The sequence below is a fragment of the uncultured Campylobacter sp. genome (genome assembly GCF_937949835.1).
Taxonomy (GTDB): domain Bacteria; phylum Campylobacterota; class Campylobacteria; order Campylobacterales; family Campylobacteraceae; genus Campylobacter_B.
On the sequence record NZ_CALEDC010000187.1, the window covers coordinates 1 to 19870 of the forward strand.

Annotated in this window: 13 protein-coding genes; all 13 read left to right on the forward strand. The window is 47.0% G+C overall.

The window, feature by feature from the left end:
• Positions 1-232 precede the first annotated feature (232 nt).
• Entirely contained in the window at positions 233-922 is a 690-nt protein-coding gene (gene modB, locus Q0256_RS04045; RefSeq protein ID WP_297960257.1) for a molybdate ABC transporter permease subunit, read from the forward strand.
• 51 nt (positions 923-973) lie between these two features.
• Positions 974-5032, forward strand: coding sequence for a diguanylate cyclase (locus tag Q0256_RS04050; RefSeq protein WP_297960259.1), 4059 nt, complete (start codon positions 974-976; stop codon positions 5030-5032).
• Positions 5029-5892, forward strand: a complete 864-nt coding sequence (locus tag Q0256_RS04055; protein ID WP_297960262.1) for an ATP phosphoribosyltransferase regulatory subunit — start codon at positions 5029-5031, stop codon at positions 5890-5892. The genes Q0256_RS04050 and Q0256_RS04055 overlap by 4 nt, the downstream gene beginning before the upstream one ends.
• Positions 5889-7139 (forward strand): adenylosuccinate synthase, encoded by a 1251-nt coding sequence (locus Q0256_RS04060; protein ID WP_297960265.1) that lies wholly within the window; start codon positions 5889-5891, stop codon positions 7137-7139. The genes Q0256_RS04055 and Q0256_RS04060 overlap by 4 nt, the downstream gene beginning before the upstream one ends.
• 75 nt (positions 7140-7214) lie before the next feature.
• The gene (locus tag Q0256_RS04065; protein ID WP_297960270.1) at positions 7215-7766 is read left to right on the forward strand and encodes a DUF507 family protein; all 552 of its coding nucleotides are present in this window, start codon (positions 7215-7217) and stop codon (positions 7764-7766) included.
• Positions 7766-8884 carry a glutamine-hydrolyzing carbamoyl-phosphate synthase small subunit gene (gene carA / locus Q0256_RS04070; RefSeq protein ID WP_297960273.1) on the forward strand — a complete coding sequence of 373 codons (1119 nt, stop codon included), beginning with the start codon at positions 7766-7768 and terminating at the stop codon, positions 8882-8884. The genes Q0256_RS04065 and carA overlap by 1 nt, the downstream gene beginning before the upstream one ends.
• Before the next feature lie 846 nt (positions 8885-9730).
• Positions 9731-10414 carry a response regulator transcription factor gene (locus tag Q0256_RS04075; RefSeq protein WP_297960275.1) on the forward strand — a complete coding sequence of 228 codons (684 nt, stop codon included), beginning with the start codon at positions 9731-9733 and terminating at the stop codon, positions 10412-10414.
• A 273-nt stretch (positions 10415-10687) separates the two neighbouring features.
• Positions 10688-13597, forward strand: a complete 2910-nt coding sequence (locus tag Q0256_RS04080) for a PD-(D/E)XK nuclease family protein (RefSeq protein ID WP_297960279.1) — start codon at positions 10688-10690, stop codon at positions 13595-13597.
• Positions 13584-16502, forward strand: coding sequence for a RecB-like helicase (locus Q0256_RS04085; RefSeq protein WP_297960282.1), 2919 nt, complete (start codon positions 13584-13586; stop codon positions 16500-16502). Before Q0256_RS04080 ends, Q0256_RS04085 begins: the two co-directional genes overlap by 14 nt.
• A 115-nt stretch (positions 16503-16617) precedes the next feature.
• Positions 16618-17043 (forward strand): 50S ribosomal protein L13, encoded by a 426-nt coding sequence (rplM, locus tag Q0256_RS04090; protein ID WP_005869672.1) that lies wholly within the window; start codon positions 16618-16620, stop codon positions 17041-17043.
• 2 nt (positions 17044-17045) lie between these two features.
• Positions 17046-17435: a 30S ribosomal protein S9 gene (rpsI, locus tag Q0256_RS04095; protein ID WP_005869670.1), complete on the forward strand. Its 390-nt coding sequence runs from the start codon at positions 17046-17048 to the stop codon at positions 17433-17435.
• A gap of 99 nt (positions 17436-17534) precedes the next feature.
• Complete coding sequence (locus Q0256_RS04100; RefSeq protein ID WP_297960285.1) at positions 17535-18554, forward strand: OmpA family protein; 1020 nt, start codon at positions 17535-17537, stop codon at positions 18552-18554.
• 66 nt (positions 18555-18620) lie between these two features.
• Positions 18621-19682: an HAD family hydrolase gene (locus Q0256_RS04105; protein WP_297960288.1), complete on the forward strand. Its 1062-nt coding sequence runs from the start codon at positions 18621-18623 to the stop codon at positions 19680-19682.
• Positions 19683-19870: the final 188 nt, after the last annotated feature.

The following is a 19870-nucleotide window of genomic DNA, read 5'->3' on the forward strand; positions in this document are numbered from 1 at the left end:
AGAGCTTAAAAGCTCAGCAGGATTTGCACGCTTGAAGGAATTTATTAGCCAAGCAATTTTATAAAATTCCGCTCGCTTTAGCTTGCGCAGAATTTTTAAAAATTTCATTTTGCAAGGCCTTATGACTATGAGGTTTGCGTAAATTCTATCTGGCTTTGCCTCTAAATTTTAAAGTAGGGCTAGGCTTTTAAGATTTTATAGTTTGGGCCCAGCGGCTCGGCTCGGAGGATAAATGTTTGAAATTCTAAAGGGGCTCGATTACACGCCGTTTCTCGTCTCATTAAAGCTTGCGAGCTTAACGACGCTCGCGTTGTTTATCGTCTGTGTGCCGCTCGCGTTTTTTATGGCGAGAAAAAATTTCCGCGGCAAAAGCGTGATCGAATCGATCATCTCGCTTCCGCTGGTGCTGCCGCCATCGGTGCTAGGGTTTTACCTGCTCGTTTTTTTATCGCCGTATTCGGTGCTAGGGGAGTTTTTCGACAAACACTTCGGGCTTCGGCTCGTATTTAATTTCAGCGGGCTCGTGATCGCGAGCTGTATCTACTCGCTGCCGTTTATGTTTTCGCCGCTAGTTTCGGGCTTTCGCTCGCTTCCGCGCTCGCTTTTTTGGGCGTGCGACTCGCTGGATAAGAGCTATTTTTCCAAGCTTTTTCGCGTCGCGTTACCCGCGATACGCCACTCCCTGCTTAGCGCCTTGGTGATCTGCTTTGCGCATACTATGGGTGAGTTCGGCGTCGTGCTAATGATCGGCGGCAGCGTGAGCGAGCAGACCAAGGTCGCTTCCATCGCGATTTATGAAGCGACTGAGACGCTCGATTTTGCGCAGGCTCACGCATATTCGGCGCTGATGCTTATCTTTAGCTTTGCGGTGCTTTTGATCATGCATTTTTTGAGCGCGCGCGGAGCGAAAATCAAAGCTTAAATCGGCTTTAAAACGAAATTTGCTAAAATCCTGCAAAATTTGGAATTTGGCATGAAAAACAAAAAAGACTTCGTTACCGAAAGATTTAACGCCGCCTTGATTCTAGGCGCTGCGCTACTTACGCTTGTAGTAGTTTGCGAGATTAGCTTTTTGCGCACCAGGATCTCTACGCAGCTTGATTTGCGGACGCGCACGGCGATTACTTTACTTAAAAATACCGACGAGTCGCTTTTTAGCGAGCTTGAAATTTTAAAAGAAAATATCATTTCTTTAGACGCAAGGCACGAAGCTGCGCAAAGCGAGCTTTACGCGGATTTGATCCGCAACGTCGTAAAATCTTCTCATAGATTTGACGCTATTTTTTATCTGCGCGCCCGCGGCGCGGAGCAGGAGAGCTTAGCGTATTTTTCATCGGATGCGCGCATTTCGGATCTTGGCGAGATACGGCTTGCGGATATCGCAAGCGAGCTAAAAAAGGATGAATGGGTATCGCGCTATATGATGATGGATGGGGCGTGGCGGTATTTTTTAATCAAGCGCGTAAACGCTGATTCGTATCTGCTAGGCTTTGCCAACACCGCTAGGCCGATTGCCAGGCTCTCTTCGCTGGGAGATATTTTGGTCTTTAACGCCGAAGGCAAATTTTTTAACGCTCCTGGCAACGCAACCGATATATTAGGGCAGGATTTTGATTTTTCGCGCCTAGGCGAAGTGGTAAGCTTTGAAGACGAATCTGGGCTAAGCTTTGCCTATCTTGCGAAATTTGGAGATAATTTCGTAATGGCTCGCGAACGAGCCGGCTATTTTTTGGGCGCGGACGATTTTATCGTCGTAGCGCTAGCAGCGGCTATTTTAGCTTATTTAATCCTTCTAATTTCAAATTTTACGTTTTTAAAAAAGCGCGTTTTCATCCCGCTCGCGGCAGTTCAAAACGCGCTGCGCCAAGGGGATTATCACTCCAAAATTCGCGATATAGAAGCGCTAAATCCGCTAAGCTCCGTCTTAGAAATTTCTAAATCCATAGACGAGGTTTTGAAGTCTAATCTGCGCCACGGCGATTTTAGCCTCAGCTTTAAAGATGCGCTAAAATACAGCTCTCTTTCAGTGCTTAGCATCGATAACGTTGCAGGCACGATCGAAAGCGCTAGCAACGGCGCACGCGAGCTTTACGGCGATGACGTCGTAGGACGGAATATCTTCGCGCTGCAAGCAGGCTCGTTTTACGATCACGCCTATCAAACCCAGCGCGCAAACTATGTCAAAGAAAACTATGTCGTAACCCGCCAAGAGACCAAAAATGGCGTCAAAGACCTTTATGTTAAAAAATCTTATATCCGCGACGGAAGTAAAATTTCAACCCTTTTTGTGGTGCTTGATGCATCAAAATATCGCAGATTTTACGATGAAACTAAGCAAAAATATGAGTATTTAAATCACGCGCCTATCGTCACGCTCGTGTTTGACTACACTTCGGGCAAGATCGTGGATGCTAGCAAAAATATAAAAGAGCTTTGGGGCTACGAAGCGGCGCAGTTTTTAAGCGGCGAGATAAGGCTATGGGATTTGCTGGATGAAAAGGATGCGAATGAGGCTAAAAATGAAATTTTAAACCGCTTAGCCGATATGCCCGCAGAAGAGCTAAGCTTTTCTCAAAGCTATAAAATTCGCCACAACGACAATATCCGCTATAGCTACGAAGTGAGCATCTATGTCAAAAAGTCCGCCGCCAGGGCTGCGTTTTATTTTCAAAATATTGATGACGATGTTAAGGCGATCCGCGGCTTGCAGGAGGATTTGGACTTTTACCGCACCGTAATCGAGACTAGGAATTTTTGCACCTGCTTAATCGATCTTGACGAGCAGACGCTGTCGTTTGATAAAAATTACTTTAAAATTTTAAAATATCGCGGCAAAAGGCTAAACACTGCGATGAGCTTTGGGGAGTTTAGTTATGAAATTTACTTCGCGGATTTAGAGAATTTCAATAAAATGATCCGCGAATGCACCGCTGGGCTTAGGAGCGATTTTAGCTGCGAATTCCGTCTGCGAAACGCCGCTAATGCCTATACTTGGATCAGTATGCAAGGCTACGTCACCGAAAAGCACGGCTCTCGCTCGCGCCTTGTAAAAACTACGCTCGAAGATATCAGCTCGCGCAAGCAGACGGAGCTGGAGTTAAATTTAAACGCCAACGTCTTTTCGCGCTCGCTAGAGGCGATCTTAATCACAGATGAGAGCGGTCGCGTGCTGCGCGCTAATAACGCTTTTTACGAAATCACCGGCTATAGCGAAAGCCAAACCATCGGCAAAATTCCAAATTTCTTCGCTCCTGCGGAGGGCGGGGCAGACGTGATGGAGAGGATTAGAAAAAATCTCGTCGGCAAACAGACCTCTTACAAAGATGAAATTTACGGACTAAAAAGAGGTGGTGGCACCTTTCCTGCGCTATTTACGGCTATTGCGATAAAGGATGATTTTTCGCTTACTTCAAATTTCATTCTGATGTTTACCGAAATTTCGCAGATCAAACAAAAGGAGAGCGAGCTAGCCAAGATCGCCCATCACGACGCGCTTACCGGGCTTCCAAATAGAGTGTATTTTATGAAGGCTGCGCAGAGATTTACAGCAAGCTCGGGCGAAAATTCCAAGCTTATGGCAGTGCTTTTCATCGATTTTGACGGCTTTAAGGCGATCAACGACACCTACGGGCACGAGGTCGGCGATATGTTTTTGCAGGCTATCTCAAAAGCGATGAGCGGGCTACTGCGTAAAGGCGATATTTTAGCGCGCCTCGGCGGCGATGAGTTCGGCGCCATCATCGGCGATCTGCAAAGCAAGGATGCCGCGCATGTGCTATTAGATCGTCTGCTTGGAATTTCAAAGATGAAATTTAACCTCAAAGGCAACGAAATTAGCGCAAGCATCAGCGTTGGCGCAGCGTTTTACGATGGCAGCGAAAAGATCGATTTTCCAGGACTTTTATCACGCGCGGATAGGGCGATGTATCGTGCTAAAACGAGTGGTAAAAACCGCTACTGCATCTTTGAGCGCGCCGAAGCAGACGGACCTAGCGAGGAAGGGATTGCTGCAGCAATCGAAGAGGGGGAGTTTTTCGTGCTCTATCAGCCGATCATTAGCGGCGCACAGATTTATGGATATGAGCTGCTTTTACGCTGGGATCGCGGAAAGCGCGGAATTCTTGCCCCGCAGGATTTTGCGCAGATATTAAGCGAGCCGCGATTTGAGTTGCCGATCTCAAAATTTGCGTTTTCAAAGATGATGGAATTTAACGCTCAAACGGGCGCAAACTGCTCGATAAACGTGAGTTTAGCCGTGCTTGCAAACGACGAATTTTACGATTTCGTAGCTCACAGCTTGCGAGACAGGGCTAATGCAAAAGGCGAGTTGATGTTTGAGATAACCGATTTTAGCGAGCAAAATTTTAAGGAATTCGCCCCTGCGCGTGGGCGTTATGCAGATCTTGGGGTTAAATTTGCCCTTAATAGTGCAAATAAAAGCAATATCCCATTCCTGAATGCCCAGCCTTTCGATATCGTTAAAATCGACCGCGAGCTCTGCCTTGACATAGGCAAGAAAAAAAATGCTATCCGAACGATCACGGGTAAGCTAAAGCGGGAGTTTGGATTCGCTCTCGGCGCTCAAGGGGTCGAAAACGCGCTGTCGCTGCGGCTCTTAAACAATTTGAAATTTAACTATCTACAGGGAAATTTTATCGCAAAAGCGCTGGATCGCAAAGAGATAGACGCTTTCATCGCGCGCTTTAAAGATACGCCCAAGCTCGCAGCCATCGACAAAGATGAGTTTATCAGCTTTTTAAACGCGCTTGATTACAAAGAGCTTGCTTTAAGCTTCGTTTCGCGCGCCGATGCGGGCGATCTGAGCCCCGGAGAGTTTGAAGGCTTTAGAGCAAAATTCGGCGAAATTTTAAACAAAACTCAAAGCGCGGGCAGCGAAAAATTTGCGCTAACTACAGAAATACGTAAGCAAATTTTAGATATTCTTTCGCTTGATTACCGCGTTTTGGCAAGCTTCATTCAGAGCTTTAAAACGCGGCTGAATCAGTTCATAAGCGATTTGGAGGCAGCATGATAGATAGCGTTAGCGCCGATTTCGATCACGAGATACCCAACGGCTCGAGGCTGTATTTCGGAAAGAGCGCGCAGCTCAAGCGCGAGCTGGAAAATAAAGCGAGCGAAATCCTCGTTAAAAACGGCTTTAGCGAAATTTTAACGCCATATTTTTCATATCATCAGCACCTAAGCGTCGCGCCGCAAAAGCTTCTTAAGCTCTCCGATCCCACGAACCACGAGCTCGCGCTTCGCGCAGACAGCACCGTGGATGTCGTGCGTATCGTGCGCAAGCGGCTGAAAGACGATAAGCTAAGGCGGCTATTTTATGTGCAGCCTACTTTCAAATACCCAAGCGACGAGTTTTATCAGATCGGCGCGGAGCTGATCGGGGAGAAAAATTTGCCGCTTGCGATCAAAATCGCGCAGGAATTTTTTAAAGAATTTGATCTTGTGCCCGCGCTTCAGCTAAGCAATATCGAAATTCCGAAAAAAATTTGCGAAATTTTAAACCTGCCGCTTGAAATTTTTGAAAAGGGCAAGATTGAGACGCTGCTTGAGCAAAATTTGCCTTGGCTGGATGCTACAGCTCGCGCCACGTCGCTAAAGGACGTGCAGGATCTGCGCGCGCAGGTGCCTGAAGAGCTAAAGCCCTGCTTGGATGAAATTTTAAGCCTGGGCGTGGATTACGAGCGTATCTGCGTTTCGCTGCTGTATTACTCTAAAATGCGCTATTACGACGCGCTATTTTTTAGATTTTTAGACGCGGGCGCAGTGTATTGTAACGGCGGAAATTACGAGATTGACGGGCTAAAATCCAGCGGCTTTGCGCTGCTAGTGGATGCTTTGATAGAAAAAATTATGCAAAAGGATGAAAAATGAGCAAAGTTGACGTAGTCATCGGCGCCCAGTGGGGCGATGAGGGCAAGGGCAAGATCGTAGATATGATAAGCGCGAATTACGATTTCGTATGTCGCAGCAGCGGCGGGCACAACGCAGGCCACACCATCGTTATAAACGGCGAGAAATTTGCGCTGCATCTAGTGCCTAGCGGCGTGCTTCATAAAAATATCATCAACATCATCGGAAACGGCGTCGTCATCAACCCCGACGTGCTGATTACCGAGATGGCGCAGTTTGAAAATTTAAAGGGCAGATTTTTCATAAGCGAGAAGGCGTTTTTAAATTTACAGTACCACTCGCTGATCGATCAGGCGCGCGAAAAGAGCAAGGGCGAGCTTGCGATCGGCACCACCGGCAAGGGCATAGGACCTGCGTATGCCGATAAGATCGCGCGCACGGGGCACCGCGTAGCGGAGCTTTTAGAGCCTGAAAGGCTTGCCGAGGCGCTATCGCGCGATTTTGCTTCGCATGAGAGCGTTTTTGAAAAAGCGGAGGTTAAAATTCCTAGCAAGCTTGAAATTTACGATGAGCTAAAGCGCTATAAAAGCGCGCTTGAGCCATACATCGCAGATACCACGCATATGCTGTGGAAGGCGCTTGATTACGACAAACGCGTGCTCGTAGAGGGAGCGCAAGGAAGCCTGCTTGATATCGATCACGGCACCTATCCTTACGTCACGAGCTCGACTACCATCGCGGGTGGGGCTTGCAGCGGGCTCGGGCTCGCACCGAAAGATATCGGCACGGTGATGGGAATTTTAAAAGCCTACACCACCCGCGTGGGCAACGGCGCGTTTCCTACCGAGGATAAGGGTCCGCAAGGCGAGGCGATGCGCGAGATCGGCAAAGAGTACGGCACTACGACGGGCAGGGCGCGCCGCTGCGGTTGGTTCGACGGAGTGGCTACGAAATACGCCGTGCGCCTTAGCGGCATCGACAAGCTCGCGCTTATGAAGCTTGACGTCCTAGACGGCTTTGAGAGCATTAAAATTTGCCGCGCATATCGCTATAAGGGGGAAGAGATCGATTATTTCCCGATCGATTTGGAAGCTGCCGAGCCGGTTTATGAGCAGATGCCGGGCTGGGACAGCGTCAAAGGAATTTCAAAATTTGAGGATCTGCCGCAAAACGCGCAAAATTATATCCGCAAAATAGAGGAGCTAAGCGGCGCGAAGGTGGGCTTTATCTCCACTAGTCCCGAAAGAAGCGACACGATAATTTTATAAACCCGGTGAAATTTTAAAATTTCACCCGTTGCGGGCGGCGCGACCGCTCATAGAACTGAATTTAAAGGAACGATCATGCGAATACGACTACCACACGTGCCATATATCGCGCATAAAATAGCGCTGGATCTGCTAAACTCGGGCTGCGTTACGCTGAGCGCGGGCATAGAGCCCGTCGCCAAGGAAGCGGACGAAATCATAAGGGTCGATCTGCAAAAAGAAAGAGCGATAGACGAGCGCGCAAATGAGCTGATAGATGAGCGCATAAGCGAGCTAGATGAGATGAGCGTGAATAAAAAAGATATGTTTTGGCTCATCAAACGCCACATCGCAAACGACGAGAATTTCGAGCTAAATTTCGAGGATCGCTACGGCACCATATCGCATAAAATTTTAGAAACCGTTTGGAAGAAAAATTTGATCGATTACAAAGTCTCGGAAAACAGGCTAAAGACGATAATTTATAACGCGATCGACGAATATCTTAAAAATTATCAAAAGATCGAGGACGAGGTCTACGAAAAGATCGAGGGCTACAAGCAAAAACTGATCCCGGGTACCGAAGAATACGAGCTTGTGTTTGAAAAGCTCTACGAAGAGGAGCTAAGAAAACGAGGCATGTTATAATGAACGCGTATATCTACATAGAAAACGGCATCTACCTGCAAGCCAAGGCGTTCGGCAAGGGCGGTAGCGCATTCGGCGAGCTCGTGTTTAACACCTCGGTCACGGGCTACGAGGAGATCATCTCCGATCCTAGCTACGCAGGGCAGTTTATTATTTTCACTATGCCTGAAATCGGTATCGTAGGTATCAACGAAAACGACAAAGAAAGCTCTAAAATCCACGCCAGCGGAATTTTCGTAAGAAATTTTAACAACGAGCCTTCAAATTTCCGCTCACAGATGAGCTTGGAGGATTATTTTCTGCAAAACGGAAAATTCGGCGTTTACGACATCGACACTAGATTTTTAACCAAGATGCTGCGCGATCAGGGCAGTCTGCGCGCCTTCGTCTCTACCGAGATCAGTGATAAGGCGGCTCTTAAAAAGGCGCTTAGCGAGTCTGCGCGCATAGAGGAGATCAACTACGTAAGCATCGTAAGCACGAAGGCGCCGTATAAGCACACATCGGGTTGCTGGGACGCCGAGAGAGGAAGCTACGCTCAGCCCGCAAGCTGCGGCAAAAAGATAGCCGTGATCGATTATGGCGTCAAGCGAAACATCCTAAACGAGCTTTGCGATCTAGGGCTCGGCGTTGAGGTTTTTCCGCACGACGTTAAAGCAGAGAGCCTGATTGCTAAGCTTAAAGAGGGGCAGATCGACGGTGTGTTTTTATCAAACGGTCCGGGCGAGCCTCGCATGCTTAAAGAGGAGATCGCGCAGATCAAAAAGATGGTAGAGGCGCGCGTGCCGATTTTTGGAATTTGCCTAGGTCATCAGCTGCTAAGCAACGCGATGGGATATGAGACCTACAAGCTGAAATTCGGCCAGCACGGCGCAAACCACCCCGTGCAAAACCTGCGCACCAAATCGATCGAGATCACCGCGCAAAACCACAACTACAACGTCCCCGAAACGATAGCGCAGATCTGCGAGATCACGCACCGAAATCTTTTCGACGGCACGATCGAGGGGGTGCGCTACAGAGACTATCCAGTATTTTCGGTGCAGCACCACCCCGAAGCCAGCGCGGGGCCTACCGAGAGCAAATATATCTTCAAAGAATTTCTTGAAATTTTATGATTTTTGAAATTTTGCCTGCACTAAATTTTACCGCGACTGCGCGGTAAAATTTTGAATTTACGGCAAGCTTTAAATTCTAAAGCGGTCTTTGCGTCGTAAATTTAAAACCCGTCGCAGCCTGGATAATTGCAGGCTGGAGCGGTACGCAAAGCGCACTTTTGCGGACTTAGGATTGTCGCGGCGATTTTGAATTAAGCGGTTTTTGGATGAAGCGATCTGCGCTAGTCGCGGTTTTAAATTTAAACCGGCTATCGCGCCGCATGCTTTTTATTTGTGTGATTTCGTGTCCGTATAACTTCTAAGCTCGCAGCTAAATTTCATGCGTTTTAAATTTAAAAATTGGACTTGGCGCACTTAGCTCTTTTAAAATAGATCCTGCGGTACATTTCGTGCAGTCTTAAGCCGTTTAATTTGAGAAGTCGTCTTGTTGCCGTCAAAGTTATGCCAATAAACGCTTTGCCGCCCGTAAAATTTTATCTAGCGCCGTTTACCTACTAAAACCTTATCAGCGCTGTTTCATTTCCCTCTAAAATATTTGCCTAAAATAAAATTCCGCTCCGCCGCGTAGTGAAATTTTACCTGCGCTAACTTTAAAATTTTACTTTCAGCCGCTCTTAAATCTCTTTCGCACCGATAAGATTTAGCTTGCGTCACTTTAAATTTTGCCCCACTCCTAGGCTGCAGTTTTTACTCACGCTTGTTTTTTTAATCCCGCCCATATTTGCACCTAAAATAAGAGTTGTGTTACTTTATGAAATTAAATTTTTAACTTAACATTATTTTAAGCTCAATAAAAGAGAAAATTTGAAAGAATTTCGTTTGAAATTTCGCCTTGAGGGGTCTGCTATGAGCTGCGCTTTAAAAGAGCTGGACGTCTTGCTAGTCGAGGATGATACTAAATTACTAGCCTCGCTGCATAAGGCGTTTGAGGGTATTTTTAACAACGTTTACAATGCCCAAAACGGGCTTGAAGGTGTAAAAAAATTCAAAAAATTTAGCCCTAATCTCGTCATTACCGATATTTTGATGCCGATCGAAGATGGGCTAGCGATGATACGTCAGATCAAACAGATCTTTCCACATGCCCCTATCGTGGTGCTTAGCGGCTTCAGTAGGGAGGAGCAGCTAAAAGGCGTTATGGAGATTGGCGTCGAGCGGTATTACTTTAAGCCGGTAGATATCGCCGCATTCGTGCTAGAGATAAGTGTGCTGATGAAGTCTAAGCTGGACTCTGTACGAGTCGTAAATATGGGCGCAGGCTACGTATTTGACGGGCTTCGCCGTATTTTGCTGAAGGATGGCGAGCAGATCGTGCTTACTAAAAAGGAGCTTTCTTTTGTCTCGCTGCTAGCCAGTCGCGTGGGCGAGCTGGTGCTTTACGAGGAGATCAAGCGTTATGTCTGGACCGAAGGAGCCGTGAGCGATACGGCGCTTCGTACCTTCGTCAAGCGTATCCGCGATAAAGTGGGAGGCGAAATCATAAAAAACGTCCCGAGCCTAGGATACAAGATCGAGCTTGAGCCTGCTTAAATTTGATCGCGTTTTGCTGCTTTGTAATTTACGGAATCCACTCGTAAAATTTTGCATCTAAATACGTCGCGATTAATGCGGAGCGAGGCAGAATTTCGCGCCAAAGCGCCACAGATTAAAATTTGACGCTCGTCCAACTTACTAAATTTGACTTGATAAAATTTAGCCTCTCAAGCTTTTCAAAAACTTCTTTGCTTAAAAGCCCAAACTAAAAATTTCTTGCTAAAATATCGCAAAATTCCGCGTTCTGCGAATCGCTCTAAAGGATTTGTTTTGAAAAATTTGCCCTCTAAAAATCTTTTTGTCTACACCAGCTCGCGTGCGCTACGCGCGGCGCTGCAAGGCGAGAGCGGCGGCGTGCTGGCGCCAAGGATTACGTTGGCGGAATTCTACGAAAAGGCGCTTTTTGTGCCGGATCTTGTCGCTTGCGGCGAGATAGATCGCGCGCTTTTTATGAAGCAGGCAGTGAGCGAGAGCAAGCGCGCAGGCGAAAGGCTTAAATTCCCTAACGAGCTTTACGAGTTTATGCGCAACCGCGAGTATCTTTTCGGCTTTTTCAAGGAGCTTGCGACGGAGCGCGTAAGTATCGATGCGCTCGATCTTAGCGACACCTATGCGTGGTATGCCGAGCATTTTGAAATTCTGCGAGAGCTAGCGGGGGCGTATGCAAGGATTTTGCGTGAGCATGGATTTTACGACGAGATCACGCTACCCGCGCTTTATGAGCTAAACGAGTCCTATCTGCGCGGATTTGAGCGGATAGAAATCAACATCGACGGCAATCCTAGCGCATTTGAGTTCGAGATTTTTAAGCGCGCTGCAGAGCTTAGCGAGGTTGTGTTGAGCTTTAGAGCCACGACTTTAAATTCTAAGCCCGTGCGCACGGTGGAGGAGCTTCGCGGCATAAGCCTAGAGCCAGGTTTTGCATACCGCGTAAATCTTAGTACGGGTGAAATTCTAAGCCGCGAGCCGCTAAGCGTGGGCGGAGCGGTTGTGTGTAGAGGCTTTGAGCTGCGAAGCTTGCAGGCGAGCTATGTTTTTGAAAAAATTTCATCCTTTGTGCGCGCGGGCATTGCGCCGGAGCGCATCGCGGTGATTTTGCCCGACGAGAGCTTTGCCGGCACACTGCGGCTTTACGACGAGCGCATCGCAAGGGCTCGCGGTTCGCACAGGCTGCTAAATTTTGCGATGGGAGAGAAGCTTAAAGATAGCCTATTTTACGTAACGCTAGAGAAAATTTCGCAGTGCTTAAAAGAAGCGCGCACGCCGAAATTTGGCGTAGATTACTGCGCATTTAAAAGCCCGGAGGGAGGATTCTTGAATACGGAGGATTCTGCGGTACAGCAAAATTTAGCGCTTGGGAATTTCGCTTTGGAGAATTCTATTTCGCAAAATTTTACACAGCAAGATTCCGCGCCTGATTGCGAAATTTTTTCAAATTCTAAAACGGATTTAAATTTTATGTCTGCAGGGGCGTTTGAAAATACGGAAAATTTTGAAATTCTGCGTGAAATTTCGGCAGAACGCGCGAATAGCGCGGAAGAGCAAAGCTTTTCGCTAGATCTTGCAGAGTTGCAAGAGCCCTTGGAGTGTGCGCAGCAGCGCGATTATTCGGCTCGTGCAAAACAGCAAGAGCTTTTAAAGCAGCAAAAGAGCCTACGATACTCTATGCAACTGGAGCATATAGAGCTTGAGGAGGAAGATAGGTATTCAAAAAGCCCTGAGCGGCGCGATTGCTTTAGGCACTCTAAAATGCACGAGGGTGCAGATGAATATCCGCAGCGCCCAAACCCGCAGGAGCTTGATCTGTTTTTTGCGAGTGTGGGCGTGGATGAGGCGCTTTTTGGCGAGTTCGTGCGCGATTTTGCAAAGCAAGTAAGCTTCGAGCATTTCGAGGCGTTAATTATCAAGCTCGCCTGTTTACCTAAAATTAGCGACGCGCTGCTGCAAGAAAAGCTAAAAGAGCCGCTATATCTAATTAAAATTTTACTTCGAAAATTTAAGGACGAAAACCTAAGCTTAGGCAATCTGATCGATCTTTTTTTGTTAGAAATTTCGCGCATTAAGCTTGATGATGTTCGTGGCGGAAAGGTCACGGTAATGGGGCTTTTAGAGAGCCGCGGACTGCAATTTGACGGCGTGATAATCCCCGATTTTAACGATGATCTGGTGCCTAAGCGCAGTAGCGGAGAGATGTTTTTAAACTCTGCTTTGCGCGCTAGAGCAGGGCTCATCAGCCATGCAGACCGCGAAAATTTACAAAGATTTTACTACGACGGCTTGCTAAGAGGCGCTAAAAAAAGCGCGATTTGCTATCTGCAAAGCGTCGAGAAATTGCCTTCGCGGTTTTTGAAAAGCTTTGAAGTGCAACAAGACGCGGAATTTTCGCAGGAGGATTATTTGCGGCTTTTTGGGCGGGAGGAATTTAAGCCCGCCTTATGCGGACAAGAAGACCCCGTGGCTCGCCATGATTTTTTTGCCGAGGAGCTGTCGTTTTCGCGGCTGGATACGTTTTTAGAATGCAAGAGGAAGTATTATTACCGCTACGTTTTCGGACTGAAGGAGGGGCTAAAATTTGGCGAGGATAATGCGCTTTTGGGCAAAATTTTACATACGAGTTTTCAGCGTTTATATGAGCGAGCGGGGATGAAATTTAGCATGGAAAAATTTCGCTTTATTTATTCGCAGCTCGCGCGAGAAGCGGGCATCGCGCGCTTTGATGCGGAACTTGAGTTAAAATCGGTAGAAAAGCTAGCTAAGCTTTTGAAAGAGCATGAGCAAATTTGGAGCTTTAGCGGTAGTGAAGTATCGCTAAAAGGCGAGCTTGACGGAGTGCGGCTGAGCGGGCGGATCGACCGCATCGACGAAGATAAGGCAGGGCGGAAGTTTATCATCGATTACAAACGTGGTTCGGCTAAAAAACATATGGAAAAATTCCAGCTTACGTTTTATCGCGCGCTTTTAGCCCAGGAGTGCGAATGCGCCTATCTGTCGCTAAAAGACTGCGCGTTTGCGGCTCCTGGCGACAAAACGCCTAGCTTAGAAAATCTGCGCGAGACGCTAAGCTCTATCGGCAAGGAATTTGCAAGCGAGGTCGCTTTTACGCGCACGGAAGCGGTGCAAAGCTGCGAATACTGCGATTATAAAATCATTTGCAAGGGGCAGATCGATGGCAAAATTTGAAAATTATCTGGCGCTTGAAGCAAGCGCAGGCAGCGGCAAGACCTTCAACCTCGCGGTCAGGTTCATCGAGCTGGTGCTAAAAGGCGAGCCGATCAATGAAATTTTAGCGCTTACCTTCACCAAAAAAGCGGCCGCCGAGATGAAAACGCGCATCGTGGAGAAATTTCAAAATTTGCTTATCGCGCGCGACGGCGCCCTCGTGCCGAGCCCCGAGCTAGCGCAAATTTGCGAGGATCTAGATATGAGTGCGGATGAGGTTTTGGCAGCGCAGCAGCGCCTACTGCCTAAATTTTTAAGCGAGAGCCTAAACGTCTTTACCTTCGATGCGTTTTTTGCAAAGGCTCTGCGCTCATTTGCGTTAAACAGCGGCATCGATCCCGGTTTTGAAAACGATGAAGGGATTTTGAGTGTGCAGCAGGCTGCGTTTTTAGGCGCGATTTGTAAAAACGAAGCGCTATTAAGAGAGGTCGTGGATTATGTAAGCGACTCAGGAATGACAAAGAACGAGTTTTTAAATAGCTTACAAAGCATTTGGAGAGGCGATATAAGCATAAATCCGCCCACGTTTCCTGCAAGCTCGGCGCTAGCAGAGATAAATGAAATTTTATCCTGCTTGCAAAAAGCGGCGAGAGATGCGGGCGTAAGCGCTGGAGCCGTAAATGGGCTAAGCCCTGTTAGCGATTTGTCAAAATTATCTTCGGGCTTCATTCTTTCGGCTCTTGCCAACGGCAGTTTCGATTATCCGCGCTCACAGCTTAAAAAAATTTCGCATCTTGACGGTGAGCTAGCAAGGCTAAAAGACGCTATAGCTCGCGAAATAGCGTGGATGGATGCGACATATGCGGCTAAGCTGGCAGGACTAATTAAAATTTATGCCGAAGCGCTTAAATCGGTGCAGCGCAAAAGTGGCAAGCTTACGTTCGGTGATGTCACCGCAGCCGTGCACTCGCTGTTAAATCCAAGCGCAGAGGCGTTGCAGGGCAATCGCGAGCTTTTGTATTTCAGGCTCGATTCTAAAATCACGCATATTTTAATCGACGAATTCCAAGATACCGACATTTGCCAGTATGAAATCATGCTGCCGCTAATCTCTGAGGCGCTTGCTGGCAAAGGAGCGGAAGAGCGCTGCGGCAGCTTTTTTTACGTAGGCGATAAAAAACAGAGCATCTATAAATTTCGCGGCGCAGAGAGAAAAATTTTTGATATTTTGCGCGAGCAGTTTAGTCAAATCAAAACGCAGAGCCTGCCGCGCAATTATCGCAGCTTAAAACTCATCGTAAAATTTGTAAATGAGATCTTGCGCGATAAATTTGCGTCTTATGAAGATCAAATCGCAGCAAATAAGCTAGATAGCGATCTGCCCGCTTCGGTGCTGCAAAAAATCAAGGATTATCCTCTTTCTCATCCACAAATGCCGCTATTTGAGGTGCAAAGCGACGATTACGGCTACGTAGCGGCATTTTCATACGACGACGTGCTAAAGGGGGCTGCGGAGCAAGCGCGCAGACTTGTTGAGGAGTGCGGCGTGAGAGCTGATGATATAGCGATTTTGTGTTGGAAAAACGAGCACGTAAGCGCGCTAAAAGAGATGCTATCGGAATTTTGCGAGGTTTGCAGCGGCTCAAACAAGGCTCTGCGTTGCAGCGAGCAGGTAAATGCCGTAATTCAATACGCGAAATTTTGCGTAGGTGGCGATGAAATTTATCTGCGAAACGCCGAAGTGATTTTGGGTAGGCGGCTTAAAAAGATAGCGGTCGATCTGCATAAAAACGCGCAAAAAACGGCAGAATTTATCGCTAGCGCGCTGAAATTAAATTTTGTCGATCCGGATCTATTGCTATTTTTTGAGACGCTGGCAAAATTTAATAGTTTTAGCGAGTATCTGTTTGCAAACGACGAAACGGAGGTATTTGCCAAGGAACAAAGCGGCATTAAAATTATGACCGTGCATAAGTCCAAGGGGCTTCAGTTCCCACACGTAATCGTTTGCGACCGCATCGGAGGAAAAGATCGGGGCGAGAGCTCAAAGCTCGCGACGGACTATGATTTCGCCACGCATAAGTGGAGAATTTTTTATAAATTTGCGAGCAGAAAGAGCCTGGATACGGAATTTGCAGCATTAATGGATGAAAACGATCGCTCTGCACATGAAGAGGATATAAATAAGCTCTATGTGGCATTTACCCGCGCCGAACGCTCGCTCATCATCGTAAAACGCTCCGAGGCAAAAATAGATCAATACAATTATAGCTTTTTTTCGCCTTACGCCAAAAAGACCAAGGGCGCGGGCGTCGTGGAGTGGCTGGATATCCCGGATTTTCAATACGGCTACGTAATCCCAAGCTCCGTAAAATCAGAAGAGAAACCGCCGCGCAAAAAGATCGCGCTCATAGCGGGCGAGCCTCAAAGTGCGCAAGAAAAAGCAGGTTGCGGCGAAACGGAGGCGCTAAGCGCGATATATTTCGGCGAGGCGCTGCACTATGCTCTGGAGATGAGCGAAGGATTTGCAGCGGATGAAATTCTACGAGGAGTAAGCCTTGCTAGAGGTCGCTACGCTAAATTTTTAAATGATGCGGATTTCGAAAATATCGCGGCGCGGGCACTAGGACTAAGCAAAAACGAGGAATTTTTAGCTCTGATAAAGGGCGCTCAAGCTTATAAAGAGATGCCGATCAAAAGCGCGGAGGGTGATCTTTTGCGCGTGGATTTGGCGTGCTTTGGGCAGGATGAAATTTTGCTTTTTGATTACAAAAGCTCCGAAAAATACCTCGCGCAAAACAAAGCTCAAGTGGCGCGGTATAAAAGCGTGATCCGCGAGTTTTATCCGCATGCGCGGGTGCGCGCCTTCGTGCTGGCTCTCGAAGCTGCGGGCGCTAGGCTGATCGAAGTGAATGAGGAGGGATGAAATTTTAAAATTTAGATGAAATTTGAGCGCAGATAGATTAAAGACAGCTTAAATTAAGCTATACGTAAGGATATTTCTATATAATCACAGCTCAAATTTTAATAAGGCGGAAACCATGACAGAAATTACAAAGCCTAGCGAAGTTAAGCGCGACTGGGTCGTTATCGACGCGACCGACAAAAGATTCGGTAGGATGCTTACCGAAGTTGCGGTATTGCTACGCGGCAAACACAAACCAAGCTACACTCCAAACGTGGATTGCGGAGACTACGTCGTTATCATCAACGCTTCAAAAGCCGTATTTACCGGCAATAACAAAGGCGACGACAAGCTTTATCACAGCTACTCGGGCTATTTCGGAAGCGTAAAGAGCGTGAAATTTCAAGACCTGCTTAAAAACAATCCCGCAAAACTCTACAGACTTGCGGTTCGCGGCATGCTTCCTAAGACGAAGCTCGGCAAGGCGATGATCAAAAAGCTATTCGTATATGAAGGCGGCGAGCACCCTCATACTGCGCAAACAACTAAAAAAGGAAAATAATCATGGCGACAATTTATGCAACCGGAAAGAGAAAAACTGCCGTAGCTAAGGTTTGGGTAAAACCTGGAAGCGGCAAGATCGTAGTAAACGGTATGGATCTAAACACCTGGCTAGGCGGTCACGAAGCGATCAAACTAAGAGTCGTTCAGCCGCTTTTGGCGACTAAGCAAGAGACCTCAATGGATATCACCGCGCAGACTTTGGGTGGCGGATATTCAGCTCAAGCGGATGCGCTAAAACACGGAATTTCAAAAGCACTTGCGGCTATGGATAAAGATTTTAGAGCGGCTCTTAAGCCAAAAGGTCTGCTAACTCGCGATAGTCGCGTGGTCGAGCGAAAGAAATTCGGTCGCCGCAAAGCGCGTAGAAGTCCGCAGTTCTCTAAGAGATAATGTTTTTTACAAATTTGTGGCGAAATTGTCGCAAATTTGTAAATTCTTTAAAAATTTTATGGTAATATCGAATTATAACTTTATTTGAAAGGATGTTTAATGAAGAAAGTTCTACTTGCATTAAGCTTGTGTGCATCCAGCGCATTGTTCGCTAGCGATGCTGATTATCACTGGGAGATTACCCCTACTATCGGTGGAATGACTCATGAGGGCAATATGGATTTGGATTCGAATTTTATGTTCGGTCTACGTCTTGCCAAAAATCTACAAGATTCGTTTATCGATCAAGTAGAGGTTGGTTTTGATTACTCTCGCAATATTGGCGTAGAGGATTTAGCTCACAGAGTAGGCAACGATAAGCCTGACGCTAAATACTATCACATCAATGCTGTAAAAGACTTGGTAAATTTTACCGATAATTTCAAATTATACGGCTTGCTAGGTCTTGGCTATATGGATTACACTAAAGACGTTTATAACGATGGCGATCAAGATAGCGGCTTCGGTCAATACGGCTTGGGTCTAAAATACTACATTACCGACAATTTTGCTACAAAACTTGAAGCACGCGATGCTATCAGATTTGACGACGGCAACCACGTATTGTTCTATACTCTAGGCTTTGCAGTTGATTTTGGCAAGAGATATGCTGACGCAGCTCCAGTTGCTCCGGCTCCTGCAGGTTGCAAAGACGCAGATAACGACGGCGTATGCGATAATGTCGATAGATGCCCGGGTACACCTGCTGGCGTAGTTGTAGATGAATATGGCTGCGAAAAAGTTATTAGATTAAATTTGGGCGTAAATTTCGCTACAGATAGCTCAAAAATTTCTCCTGAGTTTATGAACCAGATCAAAAACGTAAGCGACGTGCTAGTAGCTCACCCTGATTACAAAGTAATCCTAGAGGGTCACACCGATAGCACCGGTTCGAATGCATATAATCAAAAGCTTTCCGAGCGCAGAGCTGCTGCAGTTGGAGGTGCGCTTAAGAGCTTCGGCGTAGATGCTAGCAGAATCACCACTGTAGGATACGGCGAGACTAAGCCTATCGCTACAAACGCTACTAAAGCAGGCCGCGCTCAAAATAGACGCGTTGATGCTAAATTTAGAAAATAATCTTTTCTAGATCCACATAAGCGGAGCTTCGGCTCCGCTTTTTTTATATCCAAATTAAATTTTAAAATGCCAAAATTCCAAATTACACTGCTTTTCGATCTGGACGGCACGCTCATAGACTCCACGCCCGCGATACTGGATGGCTTTCATTACGCGTTTGCGCATTTGGGCGCTGCGGAGCCTAGCGACGCAGCGATTAAAAGGCTTATCGGGCATCCGTTAGAGGTAATGTTTGAGCGTCTAGGCGTGACGCGCGATGTGCAGAATTTCGTGCTCGCCTACAAACAGCGATACGCGCAGACTTTTTTGGATCAGACCGTTCTGCTAAGCGGTGCGTTCGAAGCGGTTCGTGCGGCGAGCGAGTTTGCAAACTTAGGCGTCGTGACGACCAAGACGTCGAAATTTTCTAAAATTTTATTGCAGCATCTGGGTATCGCGGAATTTTTCGGCACCATCGTCGGGCGAGAGGATGTGCAAAACCCCAAACCAAGCGCCGAACCGATCTTAAAGGCGCTCGAAAATTTAGGAATTTGCGGCGCGACCGCTAGCAAAAGCCTGCATGCGGCTTGCGGTAAAACTCACGACGCGACTGCCGATGAAAATACAAGCGCTGCTAGCAGGAGCGCGATTTTGAGTGAAATTTCAGCGTCTGATTTAAAGAGCCTTCCTGCGCTTGATCCTGATCCTAGCAAAGTTTACGAGCAAAATTTAAGTAGCATCGCGAGTCAAAATTCTGATAGGATTTCGTTTAAAAATTTAAGCGAAGCGATTGGTATTAAATATAAAGCTGGCGATAATAGCCAGAAGAGCGGTGTCAGCATCGAGGGCGAGAGCGATAAAGGTGGAGCGCGCGGCAGTAAAATTTATGATGCGCATGAGCTAAATTCCACTCCTTGTTATGACAAAATTTGCAGTGACGAAATCCTGTCTTCTGTTAGCCAAAATATCTTTATGATCGGTGATACGTCGCTTGACGCCATCGCGGCAAAGTCGGCAGCGGGAGTGCGAAGCGTGGGCGTAAGCTGCGGCTATGGCAGTACCTCGGAGCTACGGTCGCATTTCGAGTTCGTATGCGCGGACGCAAAAGAGGCGGTTGAGCTGATACGCAAAATTTCATCAAAATTTTAGGCACTACGGAGCGAAATTTTTCTAGCTTTGATACGTTATTTTTGCGAATACTTAGAAGTGAACCCGCGCCCGAAATTTAAAATTTCCAATTAATTTTTGAGTTTTAAACAGTGCGCGATATAAAATTTGCCCGCGCTATTTAGCTGAAAGGCAAGGCGTTTTACAAGTATTCAAGCGATACGCGGAGT

What these genes read in the sequence shown, in the direction of transcription:
- Q0256_RS04060 (WP_297960265.1), top strand. Translation starts at nt 5,889, where the DNA reads ATGAGCAAAGTTGACGTAGTCATCGGCGCCCAGTGGGGCGATGAGGGC.
- Q0256_RS04065 (WP_297960270.1), top strand. Translation starts at nt 7,215, where the DNA reads ATGCGAATACGACTACCACACGTGCCATATATCGCGCATAAAATAGCG.
- rplM (WP_005869672.1), top strand. Translation starts at nt 16,618, where the DNA reads ATGACAGAAATTACAAAGCCTAGCGAAGTTAAGCGCGACTGGGTCGTT.
- Q0256_RS04050 (WP_297960259.1), top strand. Translation starts at nt 974, where the DNA reads ATGAAAAACAAAAAAGACTTCGTTACCGAAAGATTTAACGCCGCCTTG.
- modB (WP_297960257.1), top strand. Translation starts at nt 233, where the DNA reads ATGTTTGAAATTCTAAAGGGGCTCGATTACACGCCGTTTCTCGTCTCA.
- Q0256_RS04100 (WP_297960285.1), top strand. Translation starts at nt 17,535, where the DNA reads ATGAAGAAAGTTCTACTTGCATTAAGCTTGTGTGCATCCAGCGCATTG.
- Q0256_RS04085 (WP_297960282.1), top strand. Translation starts at nt 13,584, where the DNA reads ATGGCAAAATTTGAAAATTATCTGGCGCTTGAAGCAAGCGCAGGCAGC.
- Q0256_RS04055 (WP_297960262.1), top strand. Translation starts at nt 5,029, where the DNA reads ATGATAGATAGCGTTAGCGCCGATTTCGATCACGAGATACCCAACGGC.
- rpsI (WP_005869670.1), top strand. Translation starts at nt 17,046, where the DNA reads ATGGCGACAATTTATGCAACCGGAAAGAGAAAAACTGCCGTAGCTAAG.
- Q0256_RS04105 (WP_297960288.1), top strand. Translation starts at nt 18,621, where the DNA reads ATGCCAAAATTCCAAATTACACTGCTTTTCGATCTGGACGGCACGCTC.
- carA (WP_297960273.1), top strand. Translation starts at nt 7,766, where the DNA reads ATGAACGCGTATATCTACATAGAAAACGGCATCTACCTGCAAGCCAAG.
- Q0256_RS04075 (WP_297960275.1), top strand. Translation starts at nt 9,731, where the DNA reads ATGAGCTGCGCTTTAAAAGAGCTGGACGTCTTGCTAGTCGAGGATGAT.